We start from the raw sequence: 14,733 nt of genomic DNA, 5'->3' as shown, positions 1-14,733 counted from the left end.
CTCCAGCGTCATATCCGGGTGCAACGGGCAGAACGGATGGATCGCACGAACCTTCCCGGTGCCCTGGGGCCCGCCCGCCAAACGCGGCGGACCCCGCCGCGCTCCCCCGCTCCCCCGCTCGCGGCGTCCGCAACCGCGCGGGTGACCGGCCGGGCGCGCCGGGCCGCGGCGACGGCGGCGGCCACGGCGGCGGCCGCGCCGGCCAGCACGGCCGGGTGGCGCAGCAGCACGGTGTCCGCGTACAGGGCGCGGGACTCGCCGTCGAACCGGCCGTGGGCGCCGAAGTCCCGGCCGAGGGCGCCGTCCACCGGTGCCCAGAGGTTGTTGGGGGCGGGCTCGTCGGCGTGCGGCGCGGCTCCGTCGTCGCCGGGGGCGACCTGCGCGGGCTCCTGCTGCGAGCGGACTCCAGTGCGGGCCAGGTAGCGGTCGAACAGGCCGGGCGCGAGCGCGTTGGCGACCAGCGCGGCGGCCGTGGCGGCGCCGACCCGGTACTCGCGGCGGCCGGGGTGGTCGGCGGCGTGCACGACGGCACGGGCGGCGACCTCCGGCTGGTACACCGGCCCGAGGGGCCGGACCCGGCCCGGCAGCCGGGAGAGCGCCCAGTCGAACCGCGGGGTGTTGACGGCCGGCAGCTGCACCATGGTGGTGCGCACCTTGCTGCCGGCGTGCAGCAACTCGCAGCGCAGGGACTCGTTCCAGCCCTGGACGGCGTGCTCCGCGCCGCTGTACGCGGACTGCAGCGGCACGCCCCGGTAGGCGAGGACGGAGCCGACCTGGACGACGGTGCCGTGGTCGCGCGGCACCATGCGGCGCAGGGCGGCGCGGGTGCCGTTGACACACCCGAGGTAGGTGACGTCGGTGACGCGGCGGAACTCGTCGTCGCGGATCTCGCCGAAGGGCGCGAAGAGGCCGACGGCCGCGTTGTTCACCCAGACGTCGATCGGTCCGAGCTCGCTCTCGATCCGTTCGGCGGCCTCGTCGACCGCCCTCGGGTCGGAGACGTCGACGGGTATGGCCAGCGGCGCACCGCCGGCCGCCCGGACGTCGTCGGCCGCGCCCGCCAGGCCCCGTTCGCCGCGCGCGAGCAGGGCCACGCGGTCACCGCGGGCGGCGAAGGCGCGGGCGGTCGCGCGCCCGACCCCGCTGCCGGCGCCGGTGATCACGATCGTGCGCGCCGCCTCCGGGAGGTTCGCGTTCATGGGCCGCGGGTACCCGGGCCGCCCGCCGGATAACGCCGGGGCCGCCGGTGCGCCCGAGGGAGGAACCGGGCATGCCCGCAGACGGAGACCCGCAGGAGGTGGTCGCGCTCCTGACGGAACAACACGGCAGGATCCGTCGGCTCTTCGACGACGTGCCGGGAGCGACGGGCCGGAGCGCGCGGAGCGCTTCGGCGCACTCGTCCGGCTCCTGGCCGCGCACGAGGCGGCGGAGGAGGAGATCGTGCACCCCTTCGCCCGCGGCCGCATCGACGGCGGGGGAGCCGGTCGTGCAGCAGCGGCTGGAGGAGGAGCAGGCCACCCGGCGCGCGGTCCGGGCCCTGCAGGACCTGGGCACCGACGCCCCCTCGTTCCCGGAGCGGCTCGCACGGCTGCGGCAGGAGGTGCTGGCGCACGGCGAGGCCGAGGAGCGGTACGCGTTCGCCCATCTGCGGGTGACCGCCGGGCGTGACCCCGTCGTCCGCGGTCTCGTCCGTATGACGAGACGAGGGTCTCATTACTCGATACACCGGCGTACGGTGGCGGCATGACGGACGCTGTGTACACACATGGGCACCATGAGTCGGTCCTGCGCTCGCACCGCTGGCGCACGGCCGCGAACTCGGCGGCGTACCTGCTGGGTGAACTGCGGGCGGGCCTCCACGTGCTGGACGTGGGGTGCGGCCCCGGCACCATCACCGCGGACCTGGCCGCGCTCGTCGCCCCCGGCGGCCGCGTGACGGCGGTGGACAGCGCGGGCGGCGTCCTGGAGCAGGCCCGCGCGCTGGCCGCCGGACGCGGACTGGACAACGTGGAGTTCGCGGTCGCGGACGTGCACGCGCTGGACTTCCCCGACGACTCCTTCGACGTCGTGCACGCCCACCAGGTGCTCCAGCACGTGGGCGACCCGGTGCGGGCGCTGCGGGAGATGCGGCGGGTGTGCCGCCCCGGCGGTGTGGTCGCTGCCCGCGACAGCGACTACGGGGCGTTCGCCTGGTTCCCCGAGGTCCCGGCCCTCGACGCGTGGCAGGACTTCTACCGCCGCGTGGCGCGCGGCAACGGCGGCGAACCCGACGCCGGCCGCAGGCTGGTGTCGTGGGTCCGGCAGGCGGGCTTCACCGCCGTCACCGCCACCGCCGCGGCCTGGTGTTTCACCACGCCCGAGGAGCGGGCGTGGTGGAGCGGCCTCTGGGCGGAGCGTACGACCGCCTCCGTGTACGCGCGGCTCGCGACCGAGGGCGGCCACGCCTCCGAGGAGCGGCTGGCCGCCGTCGCCGAGGGGTGGCGCGCGTGGGGCCGCGAGGAGGACGGGTGGTTCCTGGTGCCGCACGGCGAGGTGCTGTGCCGGGTGTGACCGGCCGGACCCGCCGAACGGATCTCACGGCCGGGCGCCGCCAACTACCCTCACCCGTATGGAGATCCTCGGGACCACGCTGCGCATCTGCCTCGACGACCTGGAGACCCTGGACCGGACCGTGGTCTTCTACGAACGGCTCACCGGCAGCCCCGCGCTCCGCTTCGAGCGGGGCGGCGTGTCGGTGGCGGCCGTCGGCTGCTTCCTGCTGATGAGCGGCCCCGAGTCGGAGCTGGCGGTGCTGCGCAAGGTGTCGGCCACGATCGCGGTGGAGGACGTGGACACCGCGCACGCCACGCTCACCGAGGTCGGCGCGCAGGTCCTCGCGGGACCGGTGCCGACCCCGGTGGGGCGCAACCTGATCGCCGTCCACCCGGACGGGTCGGTCTTCGAGTACGTCGACCGACGGCGCCCGTAGGAAGGTCACCGGGGCGCCCGGAGCCGGGGCGCCCCGGCGGCACGCGACCGGTGGCCCGCCGACGGGGTGCGGGCGCGGGGCGGAAGGACGAGCGCGGGGAGCGCGGACACAGCGCCGTCTGCTCCGCAGCCACGAGTCCTATATGCTGCATTTGATGCTTTTGTGCAGCTTTGACAGTGGGTGACGAGTGCGATGCCTTCCGAACAGCAGGCCCGCGGACCCCACCCCGACGACCCGCGCGACGAGCCCCGGCACCACGGTCCGCGCGACGGGCACGACGGGGGGCGCGTACCCCGGCGGCTGTCCGCTCCGAAGGCGATGCGTTTCGCCGCCGAGCAACTGACGGAGCTGCTGGGAAGAACCCCGGAGTCCATCTCGGCGCTCCGGCCCACCGAGGACGGGTGGGAGGCCGAGGTGGAGGTCCTGGAGGTCGAGCGGATTCCCGAGACCACCAGCGTGCTGGCCAGCTATCGAGTGACGCTCGACGCTGAGGGCGAGCTGATGGCGTACGAGCGGATCCGTCGCTACACGCGGGGGCAGATCGACCCGCGGACGTGACGCGCCCCGCACCGAGCGGGCAGACCGGGACCGCACCGCCGAGGGCGGGGTCCCGCGAGAGGAGGCACCATGACGGTGGTGCCACAGGGCGGCGGAGGGGCCGTCGCACGGGGCGGCGGCGGAAGCTCCTCGTCGCTGTACGACGTACTGGAACTGATCCTGGACCGCGGCCTCGTCATCGATGTGTTCGCCCGTGTCTCCCTGGTGGGCATCGAGATCCTCAAGGTCGACGTCCGGGTCGTGGTGGCCAGTGTGGACACGTACCTGCGCTTCGCCGAGGCGTGCAACCGCCTCGACCTGGAGTCCGGACGCAAGCAGCCGACGCAGCTGACCGAACTGGTCGGCGAGGTCACCGAGGGCGGCGCCCGGGGGAAGAGCAAGGGAGCGCTGACCGGAGCGGTGGAGGCCTTCTCCGAGTCCTTCCGCAAGGGCCGCGACGAACGCGCCGACGAAGAGCCCGAACCGGTCGAGGAACGGGACAGGCCCCGGCCCGCCCGCCGGCCCTCCAGGCACCGGGAAGAGTGAGTCCCCATGTCGGTCTACGTCTACGCGATCATGGCGGGGACCCATCCCCTCCGGCTCGACGGGGTGGCCGGGGTCGGGGATCCCCCGCGGACCCTGCGGGTGGTGGAGGCGCCGGCGTCCGAACTGGCCGCGGTGGTCAGCGACGCACCGGACGGGCTGCGTGCCAAGCGCCGTGACGTTCTTGCCCACGAGGCGGTCCTGGAGGACCTGATGGGCCAGTCCACCGTGCTGCCGCTGCGCTTCGGCGCCGTCGCGCCGGACGACGACACCGTCCGCGGCACCCTGGAGGAGCGCGCGGACGCGTACCAGGAGCGCCTGCGCGCCTTGGAGGGCTGCGCCGAATTCCACCTGAAGGTCTCGTGCGACGAGGACGCCCTGCTCCGTGAGGTGCTGAGGCAGTCGGCGGACGCACGGCGCCTGAACGACGACATCCGGGCCGGGCGCGGGGGCCAGGAGCTGAAACTGGCGCTCGGCGAACTGGTCGCCCAGGAGGTCAGGGTGCGCCACGAGTCGTTCGCCTCCGGGATCACCGAGGCGCTGCGGCCGCTGGCACGGGAGACCAAGCCGTCGGAGGCGGTCGGGGACGACTTCCTGAACGTCTCCTTCCTCGTCGAGAAGCCGCGGCAGGAGGAGTTCGTGGCGCGAGAGACCACGCTCTCCGAGGAGTACGGCGAGGAATTCGCCTTCCGGATCCACGGCCCGCTCCCCCCGTACAGCTTCGTCTAGGACACCGACGAGAGGGCCCGGTCATGGGCGTACTGACTCAGCTCCTCACCCTCCCGCTCGCCCCGGTGCGCGGGGTCGGCTGGGTGGTGCGGCGCGTCACGGAAGCGGCCGAGGAGGAGTACTACGACGAGGGCCCGGTGCTCCGTGAACTCGCCGCGCTGGAACAGGAGCTGCTCGCGGGCCGGATCGATCAGGAGGCCTTCGACCGGCGCGAGGACGAACTGCTCGACCGGCTCGACGAGATCCGCCGGTTCCGGGAGGGCCGACAGCCATGAGGAGTCAGGAGGACTTCCGACGATGTCGAACACGATGACCGGCGCCGCGCTGCTCAGCGGCTACGTGCTCGGGCGGACCAAGAAGGCCAAGGTCGCCATCGCGGTCGCGAGCTGGGTGCTCCGCAAGAAGATCGATCCGAAGAAGGTCACGTCCCAGATCACCGGGTCGCCCGCCCTGGGCGCCCTGCGCGACCAGATGCGCGAGGAACTGCTCACGGCCGGCAAGGAAGCGGCGGCGTCGGCCGTCGCCGCCCGCGCCGACCGGCTGGCCGACACCCTGCATCAGCGCACCCTCAGCCTCCGCCAGGAGGCGCCCGGTGCCGCCGGTGACCAGGAGGAGGAACCGCGCGACGAGCGCGAGGAGAACGGCGACGAGGAGCCGGAGCCCCGGGGCGGACGCGAGGAGGACGGCGGTCGCGAGGAGGACGGCGGACGCGAGGAGGACGGCGGACGCGAGAAGGACGGCGGTCGCGAGGAGAACCGCGACGAGCGTGCCGAGCGCCGCCCCGCCCGGCCGGCCGCCAAGCGGCAGCGCACCCAGGCCCGTACCGAGAAGGCCGTCATCGCCGCCGCTCACCCGGTGGCGCGCGGCGCGGGCGCCGGTCCGGACGGGCCGCGGCGCTCCTCGGCGGACCGGGGCCGCGAGAAGGAGCGGGAAGGCGACCGGGAGACGGGCCGGACACGGATGAGGAGGAGGTCCGAGGGATGACCGGCAGCGGAGGTACGGGCCTGGCCGGCGATGCCGGCAGCCGGCTCAAGGAAGAACTGCAGCACTACCTGGAGGCCCGGGCCGAACGTGCCGTCACCGGCATGGGCGAGCGCCTCGGCGACGCGACCCGGCGGCTGGGCGACCCGGAGAGCTCGCTGGGCACCACCCTGGGCTCGCTGGCCAAGGGAGGCCGGGCGCTCGGGGAAGGCGCCTCACCGGGCCGCGCCCTCGCCACGACGGCCATGTCGCAGGTCAAGGGCAGCGTGAAGGACAAGGTGTCCGGCCTGCTGGGAAAGATCGGCAAGGGCGGCGGCAAGGGCGAGACCAGGGGCAAGAGCGTCGTCGTCATCGAGGACGTGGACGTGGGCGTCCCGGTGCGCGAAGCGTACGACCAGTGGACGCAGTTCCAGGAGTTCGGCCGCTTCACCAAGGGCGTCGTCAATGTGGAGAAGTCCGACGAGACCACCTCCCAGTGGCAGGTGAAGGTCGCCAAGTCCAATCGGAGCTGGAAGGCGAGCGTCGTCGAACAGATCCCGGACGAGCGGATCGTGTGGACGTCGGAGGGCGCCAAGGGCACCACGAAGGGAGCCGTCACGTTCCACCCGCTGGGAGACAACCTGACCAAGGTGCTCCTGGTCCTGGAGTACTTCCCGAAGGGGCTGTTCGAGAAGACCGGGAACATCTGGCGCGCCCAGGGCCGGCGGGCCCGCCTGGACCTGAAGCTGTACCGCAAGTACGTGACCCTCCGGGACGAGCCCGCCGAGGGCTGGCGCGGGGAGATCCGCGACGGCGAGGTGACGCGCGACCACGAGGAGGACGACGAGGAGCGGGCGCGAGCGGGTGACGAGCGTCCGGAGGACGAGGACGAGGACAAGGAGGGAGACGAGGAGCGCCGAGGGGCGCGCGGCCGGCACGCGGAGGAGGACGAGGAGGACGCCGAGGCGGACTGGGCCGGCGAGGACGACACGGACGACGAGAGCGAGGACGAGCCCCGCGACGACCGCGGCGGACGCCGGCGCGAACCGTACGGGGGCGACGCCTACGCGGAGGACGAGGAGCCGTACGAGGACGAGGAGCCGTACGAGGACGAGGTCGAGGACGCGGACGAGGACGAGAACGCGGACGAGGGCCGGTACGAGGACGAGGAGGACGACGCCGACGCCGACGCCGACGCCGAGCGGTCGCGCCGCCGCGCCGCGGCCCGCCGCTGAGCCCGCCGGGCACGCCTGAGCCCGCCGAGTACCCCTGAGTTGGCTGAAGCGAGGAACCACCGTCGTGAACGAACCCATCTCCCCCAACCTCGGTTCCTTCCCGTCCCGAGCCGGATCCCCGTACGGGCAGGGAACGTCGTCCAACCTGGCGGACATCCTGGAGCGCGTCCTGGACAAGGGCATCGTCATCGCCGGGGACATCAGGATCGACCTGCTGGACATCGAGCTGCTGACCATCAAGCTCCGTCTGCTGGTGGCGTCGGTGGACAAGGCCAAGGAGATGGGCATCGACTGGTGGGAGCACGATCCGGCGCTGTCGTCCCGCGCGACCGAGCGGCCCGGACTCGCCGACGAGAACCGGCGACTGCGCGAGGAGATCGCCGCGCTCCGCGGGGCGCAGGCGATTCCGGCGGCCGATGACCGGGACGAGGAACCGCCGCCCGTGCGCCGGCGCCGCGAACACGACGATCGGGCTGAACGGGCCGAACGCACTGTTCACCGCGAATACGGTGAACGCGACGAGCCGGAGGGCCCGGGCGGCCGCCTCGCCGGCCCGGACCGCCGGGGCCCCGATCGTCCGGACCCGGCCCGCGGGGACCCGCCGGACCGCCCGCGCCGCCGGCCGGACGGCCCTGAGCGCCGCCGCCCCGACGACCCCGAGCGCCGCCGCCCCGGAGGCGGGCGATGAGCGGCACGGTCCGCTACCTCTACGGGGTCGCTCCCGCGCTGCCCGCACTGGCCGACGGCGTGGCGGCCCTGCGCGGCGTCGGTGACGCGCCGGTCCGCGTGGTGACCGGCGGCGAGGTGGCGGCGGTGGTCAGCGACGTGCCCGCGGACGACTTCGACGAGACGGCCCTCGCCGCGCACCTGGAGCACCTGGACTGGCTGGAGGCCGTCGCCCGGGCCCACCACGGGGTCGTCGACGCGGTGGCGGCACGCACCGCCGTGCTGCCGCTGCGGCTGGCCACGATCTACCGGGACGACGCGGGAGTCCGCGCCATGCTGGAGGCGGGCCGGGAGGAGTTCGCGCCCCGCCTCTCCCGGCTCGCCGGTCACGTGGAGTGGGGGGTGAAGGTGTTCTTCGTCCCGCCGGGCGCCGCGGAACCGCCGGCCGGCGCCGGGCCCGCCCGTGCGAACGGCCCGGCGGAGGGTTCGGCCGAGGGCAGCCCGGCCGAGGGCGGCGCGCCGCCCGGTCCGGAGCTCGGTCCGGGCCGCGCCTACCTGCGCACGCGCAGGCACGAACGGCACGCCCGGGACAGCGCGTACAGCACGGCCCTGGCGGCGGCAGGGCGTATCCACGCGGCCGCCCTCTCCTGCGCGGTCGAGCACACCCGGCACCGGGTGCAGCAGGGTCCACTGGCCCGGGGGCCGTTCGAGAACATCGCCAACGACGCCTATCTGGTGCCCGCCGACGGCTCAGACGCCTTCCGCGCCGCCGTCGAGGAGGCGGCCGCGGCCACCGGCGTGGTCCACGTCGAGGTCACCGGCCCCTGGGCCCCGTACTCCTTCGCGGCGGCCGAGCCCGCCGGCACCGCCGACGCGCCCGACGCGGCCGGAGAGTCCGGGCGGGAGGCGGCGGCGGGATGACGGGGACCGGTGCGTGGCACCCGGCTGCCGAGCGTCCGCCGGCGGTCACGGCGCAGGTGCCGGCCGCACCGACCGGCCGGCAGATCGCCCTGATCGACCTGCTGGACCGGCTGCTCACCAGCGGCGTCGTGGTCACCGGTGACATCACCCTCTCCATCGCCGACATCGATCTGGTCCGCGTCTCCCTGCGCGCACTGATCGTGTCCATCAGCGAGGAGAACCCCTCCCCGTGGGACGACCGGCGCGGCGGCCCCCTCCCCCCTGCGACGCGCCATGCCGACTGATCCCCGCCCGCCCGTCGACCGGTACCAGGAGCTGGCCGACGCGGCGGCCCGCGCCTTCCGGCTGCTGCCGGCCGCACCGCGCGAGTTCCCGCCGCCCGGCGGCGGCCGGCCGTCCGTGCCCGCCCACCGGATCAACTCCGATCCCGACACGGTGGAGCGGGACCTGATGAAACTGGTCCTCACCCTGGTGGAACTGCTGCGGCAGCTCATGGAGCGGCAGGCCCTGCACCGCGTGGACGCGGGCGACCTCACCGAGGACGAGGAGGAGCGGCTCGGGACGACCCTGATGATCCTCCACGACCGGATGGCGGACCTCTGCTCCCGTTACGGGCTGACCATGGCGGACCTGAACCTGGATCTCGGCCCCCTCGGCACCCTGCTCCCGCCCCCGGATGATCCGTACACGCGTGATGACACCCGGTGAGGCGAATATTCCGTTTTGTACGTCTTTGTCGGCATGGCTCGCGGTCCACGGGGCAGAAACGGACTGGAGGTGACGGACATGTCCAGCGGCAAGAAGGCGAAGAACGTCGGCCGAACCGCCAAGGGAAAGGCGAAGGAGGTCGCCGGGAAGAGCGTGGGGAACGAGAGCCTGGAGGCCAAGGGCCGGGCGGAGCAGATGAAGGGTGACGCCAAGCAGGCGGTGGAGAAGGGCAAGGACACGTTCAGGCACTGACTCCGGAGCAGCGGCTCGGGGCGCGCACTCCGGTCCACGGCCGGCGGTGGGACGACGGGACACCCCCACCGCCGGCCGACGCGTCCGCCTCACCCCTCCCGCCGGCCGGCGGACCGGATCAGCCGGTGGTTCCGGTGGCCGTGTCCGGGGTGACCATGTCCGCGGTGATGGCCCAGCGCTCGTGGTCGCGCCACGCCCCGTCGATGTGGATCATCGCGGGCGAGAAGCCCTCCAGCCGGAACCCGGCACGCCGCACCAGGGCGAGGGAAGCGGCGTTCCCCGGCTGGATGTTGGCCTCCAGCCGGTGCAGGCCCAGCGGCCCGAAGGCGTACCGCAGGACCAGGCCGAGGCCCTCGCTCATCAGGCCGCGCCCGGCCGCGTGCGCGAAGGCCCCGTACCCCAGCGCGCCGTTGAGGAAGCCGCCGCGGACGATGTTGTTGATGTTGATGAACCCGGCGACGGCCCCGCCCGCCGCGTGCTCGCACACCAGGAACGCCTCCCGGTCGTGCCCCTCGATGAGGGCACGGGCGTAGACGGCGTACGCCTCGTGCGTGTCGGGCGGGAACAGCCAGGGCCGGTGCAGCTCCCTGCTCTCCCGGGCCCGCGCGGTGAATTCCTCGGCGTCCTCGTACGTGAAGTGCCGGAGGGCGACGCGCGGGCCCCTCGCCAGGTAGGAGCGCGGGGACGTACGGGTGTCGGGCATCCCGTCAGGGTAATCGGGCCGTCAGCGCGCGGTCCCGGACGGGCACTTCTCCGTCTTCTTCATGACCTCGACGGTGAGGGTCCGGTCGCCGATCTCCGTGCCGGGCGCGGGATGCTGCGAGCACACCTTCCAGTTGGACGGCCACAGCACCGTGCGGCCGTAGCCGCTGGCGTCGTGGACGTCGATCCGCGTGCGGTAGTCCATCGTGGAGAAGACGCTCATCAGGCCCTTGCCGCTGAAGTCGGGGACCGGCTTCGCCGGTGCGGCGGCCGATGCCGTCCCGCTCGCGGCGGCCATCGCCAGGGTCAGGCCCGCCGTCACCGTGGCCGCACGTACCGCACCTATCGCACGCTTCACTGTCGCCTCCTGCGGAAGAAGTTCCGGTGTCCCGGGGCGGTGCGGTCCCGGGATACGACCGCCGCCCCCGGGACCAGGATGGGGGGATCCTGGGCGCGCGGGGGCGGTGGGACGGGCCGTCCGGGTGAGGCGGCCGGGTCAGTGGTGGCTGACGACCAGCTGCGGCTGCTCCTCGGCGTCCGCCGTCCCGTCCGGGTCGGGGCGCTGGATGAGCAGCGCGGTGACGACGCCGACGGCCAGCAGCGCGAGCGCCGCGTACATGGCGTGCTGGTAGCCGGCCTCGGTGACGCCCCGGGCGTCGCTGCCCGCCGTGATCATGGCGGAGGCCAGGGCGATGCCGAGCGAGGCCCCGATGCCGAAGCAGGCGCCATTGAGGCCGGAGAGCGAGCCGGGCTTGTCCTTGGGGGCGGTGGTGACGGCGAGCCCGTTGAGGCCGGTGAGCATGAAGCCGCCGTACGTGATGCCGAGCGCGGCGAGCGAGGCGACCAGGATCCACTCGTTGTGCAGGAACAGCGTGGCGAAGACGAAGATCACGAGGTTGGCGACGGCGCCGGTGACCACGATGGTGCGCCAGCCGATCCGGGGACCGAGGCGACCGGTCAGCGGGGCGGAGATCACGCCGATCAGCTGGATGGGGGTGAGGAAGAGGACCGCGGCGGTGACGGCGGACAGGCCGAGGCCGACCCGGGCGTCCTGCGAGAACAGCGGGATGGTGAGCGCGATCGCGCCGAAGGCGCCGCCGAGGGTGCAGATGGTGGTGATCAGCAGCGGCCAGGCGCGGCGCGAGGCCAGCACGTCGAGGTCGATGACCGGGTTGGCCGCGGACTTCTGGGAGACGACGAAGAAGACCAGGGAGGCGACGCCGCCGAGGAGGAAGCCGAGGGTCAGCGCGGAGGTCCAGCCCCATGCGGCGCCCTGGGCGAGGCCGACGAGGACACCGGTGAGGCCGAGGGCGAGGGCGGCGATGCCGCGCGAGTCGAAGCGGGCGCCGGCGTCGATGGTGGGCGGCACGTCGGGGACGTACCGGCGCACGCCCATCAGGCCGGCGACCGCGATCAGGGTGGAGCAAACGAAGATGCCGCGGAAGCCGATGGTGTCGGCGATCTGGCCGCCCGCGATGGCGTCCACGCCCGCGAGGCCGCCGTTGACGGCGGTGATGATGCCGGCGGCCTTGCCGAAGCCGGCGGGGGTGAGCAGCTGGTTCAGCGTGAGGAACGCGAGGGTGAACATCGCCGCGGAGACGCCCTGCAGGATGCGGCCGGCGATGAAGACCTCGATGGTGGGCGCGACGACGCAGAGCAGGTTGCCGACGATCAGGACGACCGCGCAGATGATCATCATCGGCTTGCGCCCGCGCTGGTCGCTCAGGCGGGCCAGGGTGACCTGGCCGATCGCCGCCATCAGGAAGAAGAGCGTCTGGGACAGGCCGGCCGCCGCCGTGGTGGTGCCGAGGCGCTCGATGACGTCGGGCAGCGCGGGACTGAGCATGGTCGCGTTGATCTGGTAGCCGAGCACGGCGAGCACCATCGCCAGCAGCATGGGGCCGCGCCCCGCCAGATCGGATTCGGCTCCGGAACGCGTCCGGCCGAGCGTGGTGGACATGTCGGCCCCTTTGCCTCGGATGTCATGTCGAGCGGAAGAACGAAAACGCACAGCACGGGCTGCCTTGTCAGACAAGTGCCGGACCACAGCCTGAGATCTACGCGCGTCGACGTCAAGACCCTCCTGGGAACTTTTGTGATTTCCGCAGCTCAAAAGAGACCTGGGAGCATTGCCCGCCCCGCCGTGACCGGCATAACTTGCTGACAACCTGAGGCCGAGGAGGGCAGTGGTGGTCAGCGCACAGCAGCGGAGACCGGTCGTGGTGCTGTACGAGCGGATCGTGGACGCGATCCACGCGGGCACCTACCCGCCCGGCTCGACCCTGCCGTCCGAGCCCAGGCTCGCCGCCGAGCTGGGCGTCAGCCGGCCCGCCCTGCGCGAGGCCCTGCTGCTGCTCCAGGAGGACGGCCTGCTCTCGGTGCGCCGCGGGGTCGGCCGCACGGTGAACGACCGCCCGCCGCGGCGCGGCTTCGAGCACATCCAGCCGCTGGAGGAGCTCATCGGCGCGGGCGCACCCGTCCGCGTCCGGGCGCTGCTGCGCACGGTCGAGGAGCCGACCGACTTCACCACCCAGCACCTGCTCGCGCCGGCCCGTGCGGAGCTGCGGTTCTGGGAGTCGCTGCTGGCGGCGGACGGGACGGCGGCCGCGCTCAGCCAGGAGTGGGCCGCCGCCGAGGACGTCCTGGAGCGCGCGCACCCCGGCTTCGCCGCCGCGCTGCGGCAGCTCGCGCCGGACGCGGCGGGCGGCGCTCCCGCACCCCGCGGCGCCGGCGGGCCGGACGCCGGCCGGACCTCCATGCTCGCCGTGCTGACCGGCGCCTCGCGCGGCGTGTCCCTGTCCGCGCACAGCACCGTGACGGCCACCCTGGTCGGGCTGCGGCGCGGTGAGCAGCTGGGCCGGCCCGCCGACACCCCCGCCGTGCTGGTCACCCAGGTCGTACGGGTCGGTGAGACGCCGGTCATGGCGGCCAAGCACATGCTCCCGACCGGCGCCGCCGCCCTGCCGGTCCTCCAGTCGAACTGAGCCCTGTCGTGCGGGTCACGGCGCCGGGCCGGTCCGTGGCGTACACTCCCGCCCCATGCACTTGTCTGACAACGTCTCCGCCGACGCTCCCGCCGCTGCCGAGTGGATCCGCCGCGCCCCCAAGGCCGTCCTCCACGACCACCTGGACGGCGGCCTGCGCCCCGCCACGATCATCGAGCTGGCCCGCGCCTGCGGCTACACCGGCCTGCCGACCGAGGACCCGGCCGAGCTCGCCGTCTGGTTCCGGGACGCCGCCGACTCCGGATCACTGGAGCGGTACCTGGAGACGTTCGCGCACACCTGTGCGGTGATGCAGACCCGCGAGGCGCTGTTCCGCGTCGCGGCCGAGTGCGCCGAGGACCTGGCGGCCGACGGCGTCGTCTACGCGGAGGTGCGCTACGCCCCGGAGCAGCACCTGGAGGGCGGGCTGACCCTGGACGAGGTCGTCGAGGCGGTGAACGAGGGCTTCCGCGAGGGCGAGCGCCGCGCCGGCGGGCGGATCACGGTCGGCACGCTGCTGACCGGTATGCGCCACACCGACCGCTCGCTGGAGATAGCCGAGCTGACCGTCGCACACCGTGAGCGCGGCGTGGCGGGCTTCGACATCGCGGGCGGCGAGATCGGCAACCCGCCGGCCCGCCACCTGCCGGCCTTCCAGCACCTCAAGCGGCACAACTGCCACTTCACCATCCACGCGGGCGAGGCCGTCGGCGCGGAGTCCATCCACGAGGCGGTGCAGGTCTGCGGCGCCGAGCGGATCGGGCACGGCGTGCGGATCACCGACGACATCGCCGAGGACGGGACGCTCGGCCACCTCGCCGCGTACGTCCGCGACAACCGGATCGCGCTGGAGGTCTGCCCCACCTCCAACCTGCAGACGGGCGCCGCCAAGGACTACGCGTCGCACCCCATCGACCAGCTGCGCCGCCTCGGCTTCCGCGTCACGCTGAACACCGACAACCGCCTGGTCTCCGGCACCACCATGAGCCAGGAGTTCCAGCACATGGCGGACGCCTTCGGGTACGGCCCCGAGGTCTTCGAGGAGTTCACGGTCGCCGCCGTCGAGGCCGCGTTCCTGCCGCTGCCGGAGCGCCGCCGCCTGATCGACGAGGTCATCCGCCCCGGGTACGCGGCGCTGGCCGCACGCTGACCGGCCGGCGGGCCGGCACCTCCCGTCCGGCGCCCGGCGGCCGCGGTCCTCGCGCGCCGGGCGTCAGACGTCGTACCCCTGGGCGGCCAGCCACCGGTGCACGGCCGTCTTGTCGGCGACGCTGACGCGGACGCGGCCCTCGGGGGCGGGGCCCTCGTCCGCGTTGAACGCCGTGTCGGTCACGCGCGCGGTGACCCAGTCGGCCAGCTCCCGGGCGGCGTCCGGCGACAGGCGGCCCTCCTCCCAGCCACGGCGGGCTTCCCCGGCCGCCCGCTCGTCGTAGCGGGCCGCTTCCTCCAGCCATACCGGTACGAGCCGGTCGGCGACCTGCTGGTCCTGCGACGGCGTGGCGGAGTGGTGTGCGGATTCGCTCATGGG

At 73.8% G+C, this 14,733-nt stretch carries 21 protein-coding genes; 16 read left to right on the top strand and 5 right to left on the bottom strand.

The annotated features are described in order from the left end of the window. Positions 1-8: 8 nt before the first annotated feature. Positions 9-1,199, bottom strand: coding sequence for an SDR family oxidoreductase (locus tag ACIA79_RS13750; protein WP_399428423.1), 1,191 nt, complete (start codon positions 1,197-1,199; stop codon positions 9-11). 287 nt (positions 1,200-1,486) lie between these two features. Here ACIA79_RS13750 and ACIA79_RS13745 point away from each other — a divergent pair, with 287 nt between their 5' ends. The 14 genes from ACIA79_RS13745 (at position 1,487) to ACIA79_RS13680 (ending at position 9,519) form a co-directional block, all read left to right on the top strand. Further along, positions 1,487-1,747: a hypothetical protein gene (locus ACIA79_RS13745; RefSeq protein WP_399428422.1), complete on the top strand. Its 261-nt coding sequence runs from the start codon at positions 1,487-1,489 to the stop codon at positions 1,745-1,747. Further along, positions 1,744-2,550 carry a methyltransferase domain-containing protein gene (locus tag ACIA79_RS13740; RefSeq protein WP_399428421.1) on the top strand — a complete coding sequence of 269 codons (807 nt, stop codon included), beginning with the start codon at positions 1,744-1,746 and terminating at the stop codon, positions 2,548-2,550. Before ACIA79_RS13745 ends, ACIA79_RS13740 begins: the two co-directional genes overlap by 4 nt. Positions 2,551-2,608: 58 nt before the next feature. Next, on the top strand, positions 2,609-2,968 hold the full coding sequence (locus ACIA79_RS13735; RefSeq protein ID WP_399428420.1) for a VOC family protein: 360 nt from the start codon (positions 2,609-2,611) through the stop codon (positions 2,966-2,968). 192 nt (positions 2,969-3,160) lie between these two features. Continuing rightward, positions 3,161-3,526, top strand: a complete 366-nt coding sequence (locus tag ACIA79_RS13730) for a gas vesicle protein (RefSeq protein WP_399428419.1) — start codon at positions 3,161-3,163, stop codon at positions 3,524-3,526. Between the two features lie 69 nt (positions 3,527-3,595). Continuing rightward, positions 3,596-4,051 carry a gas vesicle protein GvpJ gene (gene gvpJ, locus ACIA79_RS13725; protein ID WP_399428418.1) on the top strand — a complete coding sequence of 152 codons (456 nt, stop codon included), beginning with the start codon at positions 3,596-3,598 and terminating at the stop codon, positions 4,049-4,051. Positions 4,052-4,057: 6 nt separating this feature from the next. Continuing rightward, a complete protein-coding gene (locus tag ACIA79_RS13720; protein ID WP_399428417.1) occupies positions 4,058-4,777 on the top strand; it encodes a GvpL/GvpF family gas vesicle protein in 720 nt (239 codons plus the stop codon). Between the two features lie 23 nt (positions 4,778-4,800). Further along, the gene (locus ACIA79_RS13715) at positions 4,801-5,052 is read left to right on the top strand and encodes a gas vesicle protein GvpG (protein ID WP_031073987.1); all 252 of its coding nucleotides are present in this window, start codon (positions 4,801-4,803) and stop codon (positions 5,050-5,052) included. Between the two features lie 22 nt (positions 5,053-5,074). Then, positions 5,075-5,761 carry a hypothetical protein gene (locus tag ACIA79_RS13710; RefSeq protein WP_399428416.1) on the top strand — a complete coding sequence of 229 codons (687 nt, stop codon included), beginning with the start codon at positions 5,075-5,077 and terminating at the stop codon, positions 5,759-5,761. Then, positions 5,758-6,972 carry an SRPBCC family protein gene (locus tag ACIA79_RS13705; RefSeq protein ID WP_399428415.1) on the top strand — a complete coding sequence of 405 codons (1,215 nt, stop codon included), beginning with the start codon at positions 5,758-5,760 and terminating at the stop codon, positions 6,970-6,972. The genes ACIA79_RS13710 and ACIA79_RS13705 overlap by 4 nt, the downstream gene beginning before the upstream one ends. A 64-nt stretch (positions 6,973-7,036) precedes the next feature. Continuing rightward, complete coding sequence (locus ACIA79_RS13700) at positions 7,037-7,660, top strand: gas vesicle protein (RefSeq protein ID WP_399428413.1); 624 nt, start codon at positions 7,037-7,039, stop codon at positions 7,658-7,660. Next, positions 7,657-8,559 carry a GvpL/GvpF family gas vesicle protein gene (locus ACIA79_RS13695; protein WP_399428412.1) on the top strand — a complete coding sequence of 301 codons (903 nt, stop codon included), beginning with the start codon at positions 7,657-7,659 and terminating at the stop codon, positions 8,557-8,559. The genes ACIA79_RS13700 and ACIA79_RS13695 overlap by 4 nt, the downstream gene beginning before the upstream one ends. After that, positions 8,556-8,843, top strand: a complete 288-nt coding sequence (locus tag ACIA79_RS13690; protein WP_399428411.1) for a gas vesicle protein — start codon at positions 8,556-8,558, stop codon at positions 8,841-8,843. The genes ACIA79_RS13695 and ACIA79_RS13690 overlap by 4 nt, the downstream gene beginning before the upstream one ends. Then, positions 8,833-9,267: a gas vesicle protein K gene (locus tag ACIA79_RS13685; RefSeq protein ID WP_399428410.1), complete on the top strand. Its 435-nt coding sequence runs from the start codon at positions 8,833-8,835 to the stop codon at positions 9,265-9,267. The genes ACIA79_RS13690 and ACIA79_RS13685 overlap by 11 nt, the downstream gene beginning before the upstream one ends. A 78-nt stretch (positions 9,268-9,345) precedes the next feature. Continuing rightward, positions 9,346-9,519: a CsbD family protein gene (locus tag ACIA79_RS13680; RefSeq protein ID WP_399428409.1), complete on the top strand. Its 174-nt coding sequence runs from the start codon at positions 9,346-9,348 to the stop codon at positions 9,517-9,519. A gap of 118 nt (positions 9,520-9,637) precedes the next feature. On the opposite strand, the gene ACIA79_RS13675 is transcribed toward ACIA79_RS13680, so the two are convergent. The 3 genes from ACIA79_RS13675 to ACIA79_RS13665 all read right to left on the bottom strand — a co-directional run bounded on the left by ACIA79_RS13675 (position 9,638) and on the right by ACIA79_RS13665 (position 12,181). Continuing rightward, on the bottom strand, positions 9,638-10,222 hold the full coding sequence (locus ACIA79_RS13675; RefSeq protein WP_399428407.1) for a GNAT family N-acetyltransferase: 585 nt from the start codon (positions 10,220-10,222) through the stop codon (positions 9,638-9,640). Positions 10,223-10,243: 21 nt separating this feature from the next. Further along, positions 10,244-10,579, bottom strand: coding sequence for a hypothetical protein (locus ACIA79_RS13670; RefSeq protein WP_399428405.1), 336 nt, complete (start codon positions 10,577-10,579; stop codon positions 10,244-10,246). Between the two features lie 138 nt (positions 10,580-10,717). Further along, positions 10,718-12,181 (bottom strand): MFS transporter, encoded by a 1,464-nt coding sequence (locus ACIA79_RS13665; protein WP_399428404.1) that lies wholly within the window; start codon positions 12,179-12,181, stop codon positions 10,718-10,720. 226 nt (positions 12,182-12,407) lie between these two features. Between ACIA79_RS13665 and ACIA79_RS13660 the strand changes: the two genes are divergently transcribed. After that, positions 12,408-13,205 carry a GntR family transcriptional regulator gene (locus ACIA79_RS13660; protein WP_399428403.1) on the top strand — a complete coding sequence of 266 codons (798 nt, stop codon included), beginning with the start codon at positions 12,408-12,410 and terminating at the stop codon, positions 13,203-13,205. Positions 13,206-13,260: 55 nt separating this feature from the next. Next, complete coding sequence (locus ACIA79_RS13655) at positions 13,261-14,355, top strand: adenosine deaminase (protein WP_399428402.1); 1,095 nt, start codon at positions 13,261-13,263, stop codon at positions 14,353-14,355. A gap of 63 nt (positions 14,356-14,418) precedes the next feature. Here ACIA79_RS13655 and ACIA79_RS13650 read toward each other — a convergent pair whose 3' ends face one another. Continuing rightward, the gene (locus ACIA79_RS13650) at positions 14,419-14,730 is read right to left on the bottom strand and encodes a hypothetical protein (RefSeq protein ID WP_399428401.1); all 312 of its coding nucleotides are present in this window, start codon (positions 14,728-14,730) and stop codon (positions 14,419-14,421) included. Between the last annotated feature and the right edge of the window lie 3 nt (positions 14,731-14,733).

The organism is Streptomyces sp. NPDC051310 (assembly GCF_044455245.1).
GTDB lineage: Bacteria > Actinomycetota > Actinomycetes > Streptomycetales > Streptomycetaceae > Streptomyces.
Note: the sequence above shows the minus strand (reverse complement) of the source record. Positions and strands in the feature narration are given on the sequence as shown.

Bases quoted from the DNA above. Each gene is read 5' to 3' on its own strand.
- ACIA79_RS13715 (WP_031073987.1), top strand. From the start codon at position 4,801: ATGGGCGTACTGACTCAGCTCCTCACCCTCCCGCTCGCCCCGGTGCGC.
- ACIA79_RS13685 (WP_399428410.1), top strand. From the start codon at position 8,833: ATGCCGACTGATCCCCGCCCGCCCGTCGACCGGTACCAGGAGCTGGCC.
- ACIA79_RS13730 (WP_399428419.1), top strand. From the start codon at position 3,161: ATGCCTTCCGAACAGCAGGCCCGCGGACCCCACCCCGACGACCCGCGC.
- ACIA79_RS13705 (WP_399428415.1), top strand. From the start codon at position 5,758: ATGACCGGCAGCGGAGGTACGGGCCTGGCCGGCGATGCCGGCAGCCGG.
- ACIA79_RS13650 (WP_399428401.1), bottom strand. From the start codon at position 14,730: ATGAGCGAATCCGCACACCACTCCGCCACGCCGTCGCAGGACCAGCAG.
- ACIA79_RS13655 (WP_399428402.1), top strand. From the start codon at position 13,261: ATGCACTTGTCTGACAACGTCTCCGCCGACGCTCCCGCCGCTGCCGAG.
- ACIA79_RS13690 (WP_399428411.1), top strand. From the start codon at position 8,556: ATGACGGGGACCGGTGCGTGGCACCCGGCTGCCGAGCGTCCGCCGGCG.
- ACIA79_RS13710 (WP_399428416.1), top strand. From the start codon at position 5,075: ATGTCGAACACGATGACCGGCGCCGCGCTGCTCAGCGGCTACGTGCTC.
- ACIA79_RS13720 (WP_399428417.1), top strand. From the start codon at position 4,058: ATGTCGGTCTACGTCTACGCGATCATGGCGGGGACCCATCCCCTCCGG.
- ACIA79_RS13675 (WP_399428407.1), bottom strand. From the start codon at position 10,222: ATGCCCGACACCCGTACGTCCCCGCGCTCCTACCTGGCGAGGGGCCCG.
- ACIA79_RS13695 (WP_399428412.1), top strand. From the start codon at position 7,657: ATGAGCGGCACGGTCCGCTACCTCTACGGGGTCGCTCCCGCGCTGCCC.
- ACIA79_RS13665 (WP_399428404.1), bottom strand. From the start codon at position 12,181: ATGTCCACCACGCTCGGCCGGACGCGTTCCGGAGCCGAATCCGATCTG.
- ACIA79_RS13740 (WP_399428421.1), top strand. From the start codon at position 1,744: ATGACGGACGCTGTGTACACACATGGGCACCATGAGTCGGTCCTGCGC.
- ACIA79_RS13750 (WP_399428423.1), bottom strand. From the start codon at position 1,199: ATGAACGCGAACCTCCCGGAGGCGGCGCGCACGATCGTGATCACCGGC.
- ACIA79_RS13680 (WP_399428409.1), top strand. From the start codon at position 9,346: ATGTCCAGCGGCAAGAAGGCGAAGAACGTCGGCCGAACCGCCAAGGGA.
- ACIA79_RS13735 (WP_399428420.1), top strand. From the start codon at position 2,609: ATGGAGATCCTCGGGACCACGCTGCGCATCTGCCTCGACGACCTGGAG.
- gvpJ (WP_399428418.1), top strand. From the start codon at position 3,596: ATGACGGTGGTGCCACAGGGCGGCGGAGGGGCCGTCGCACGGGGCGGC.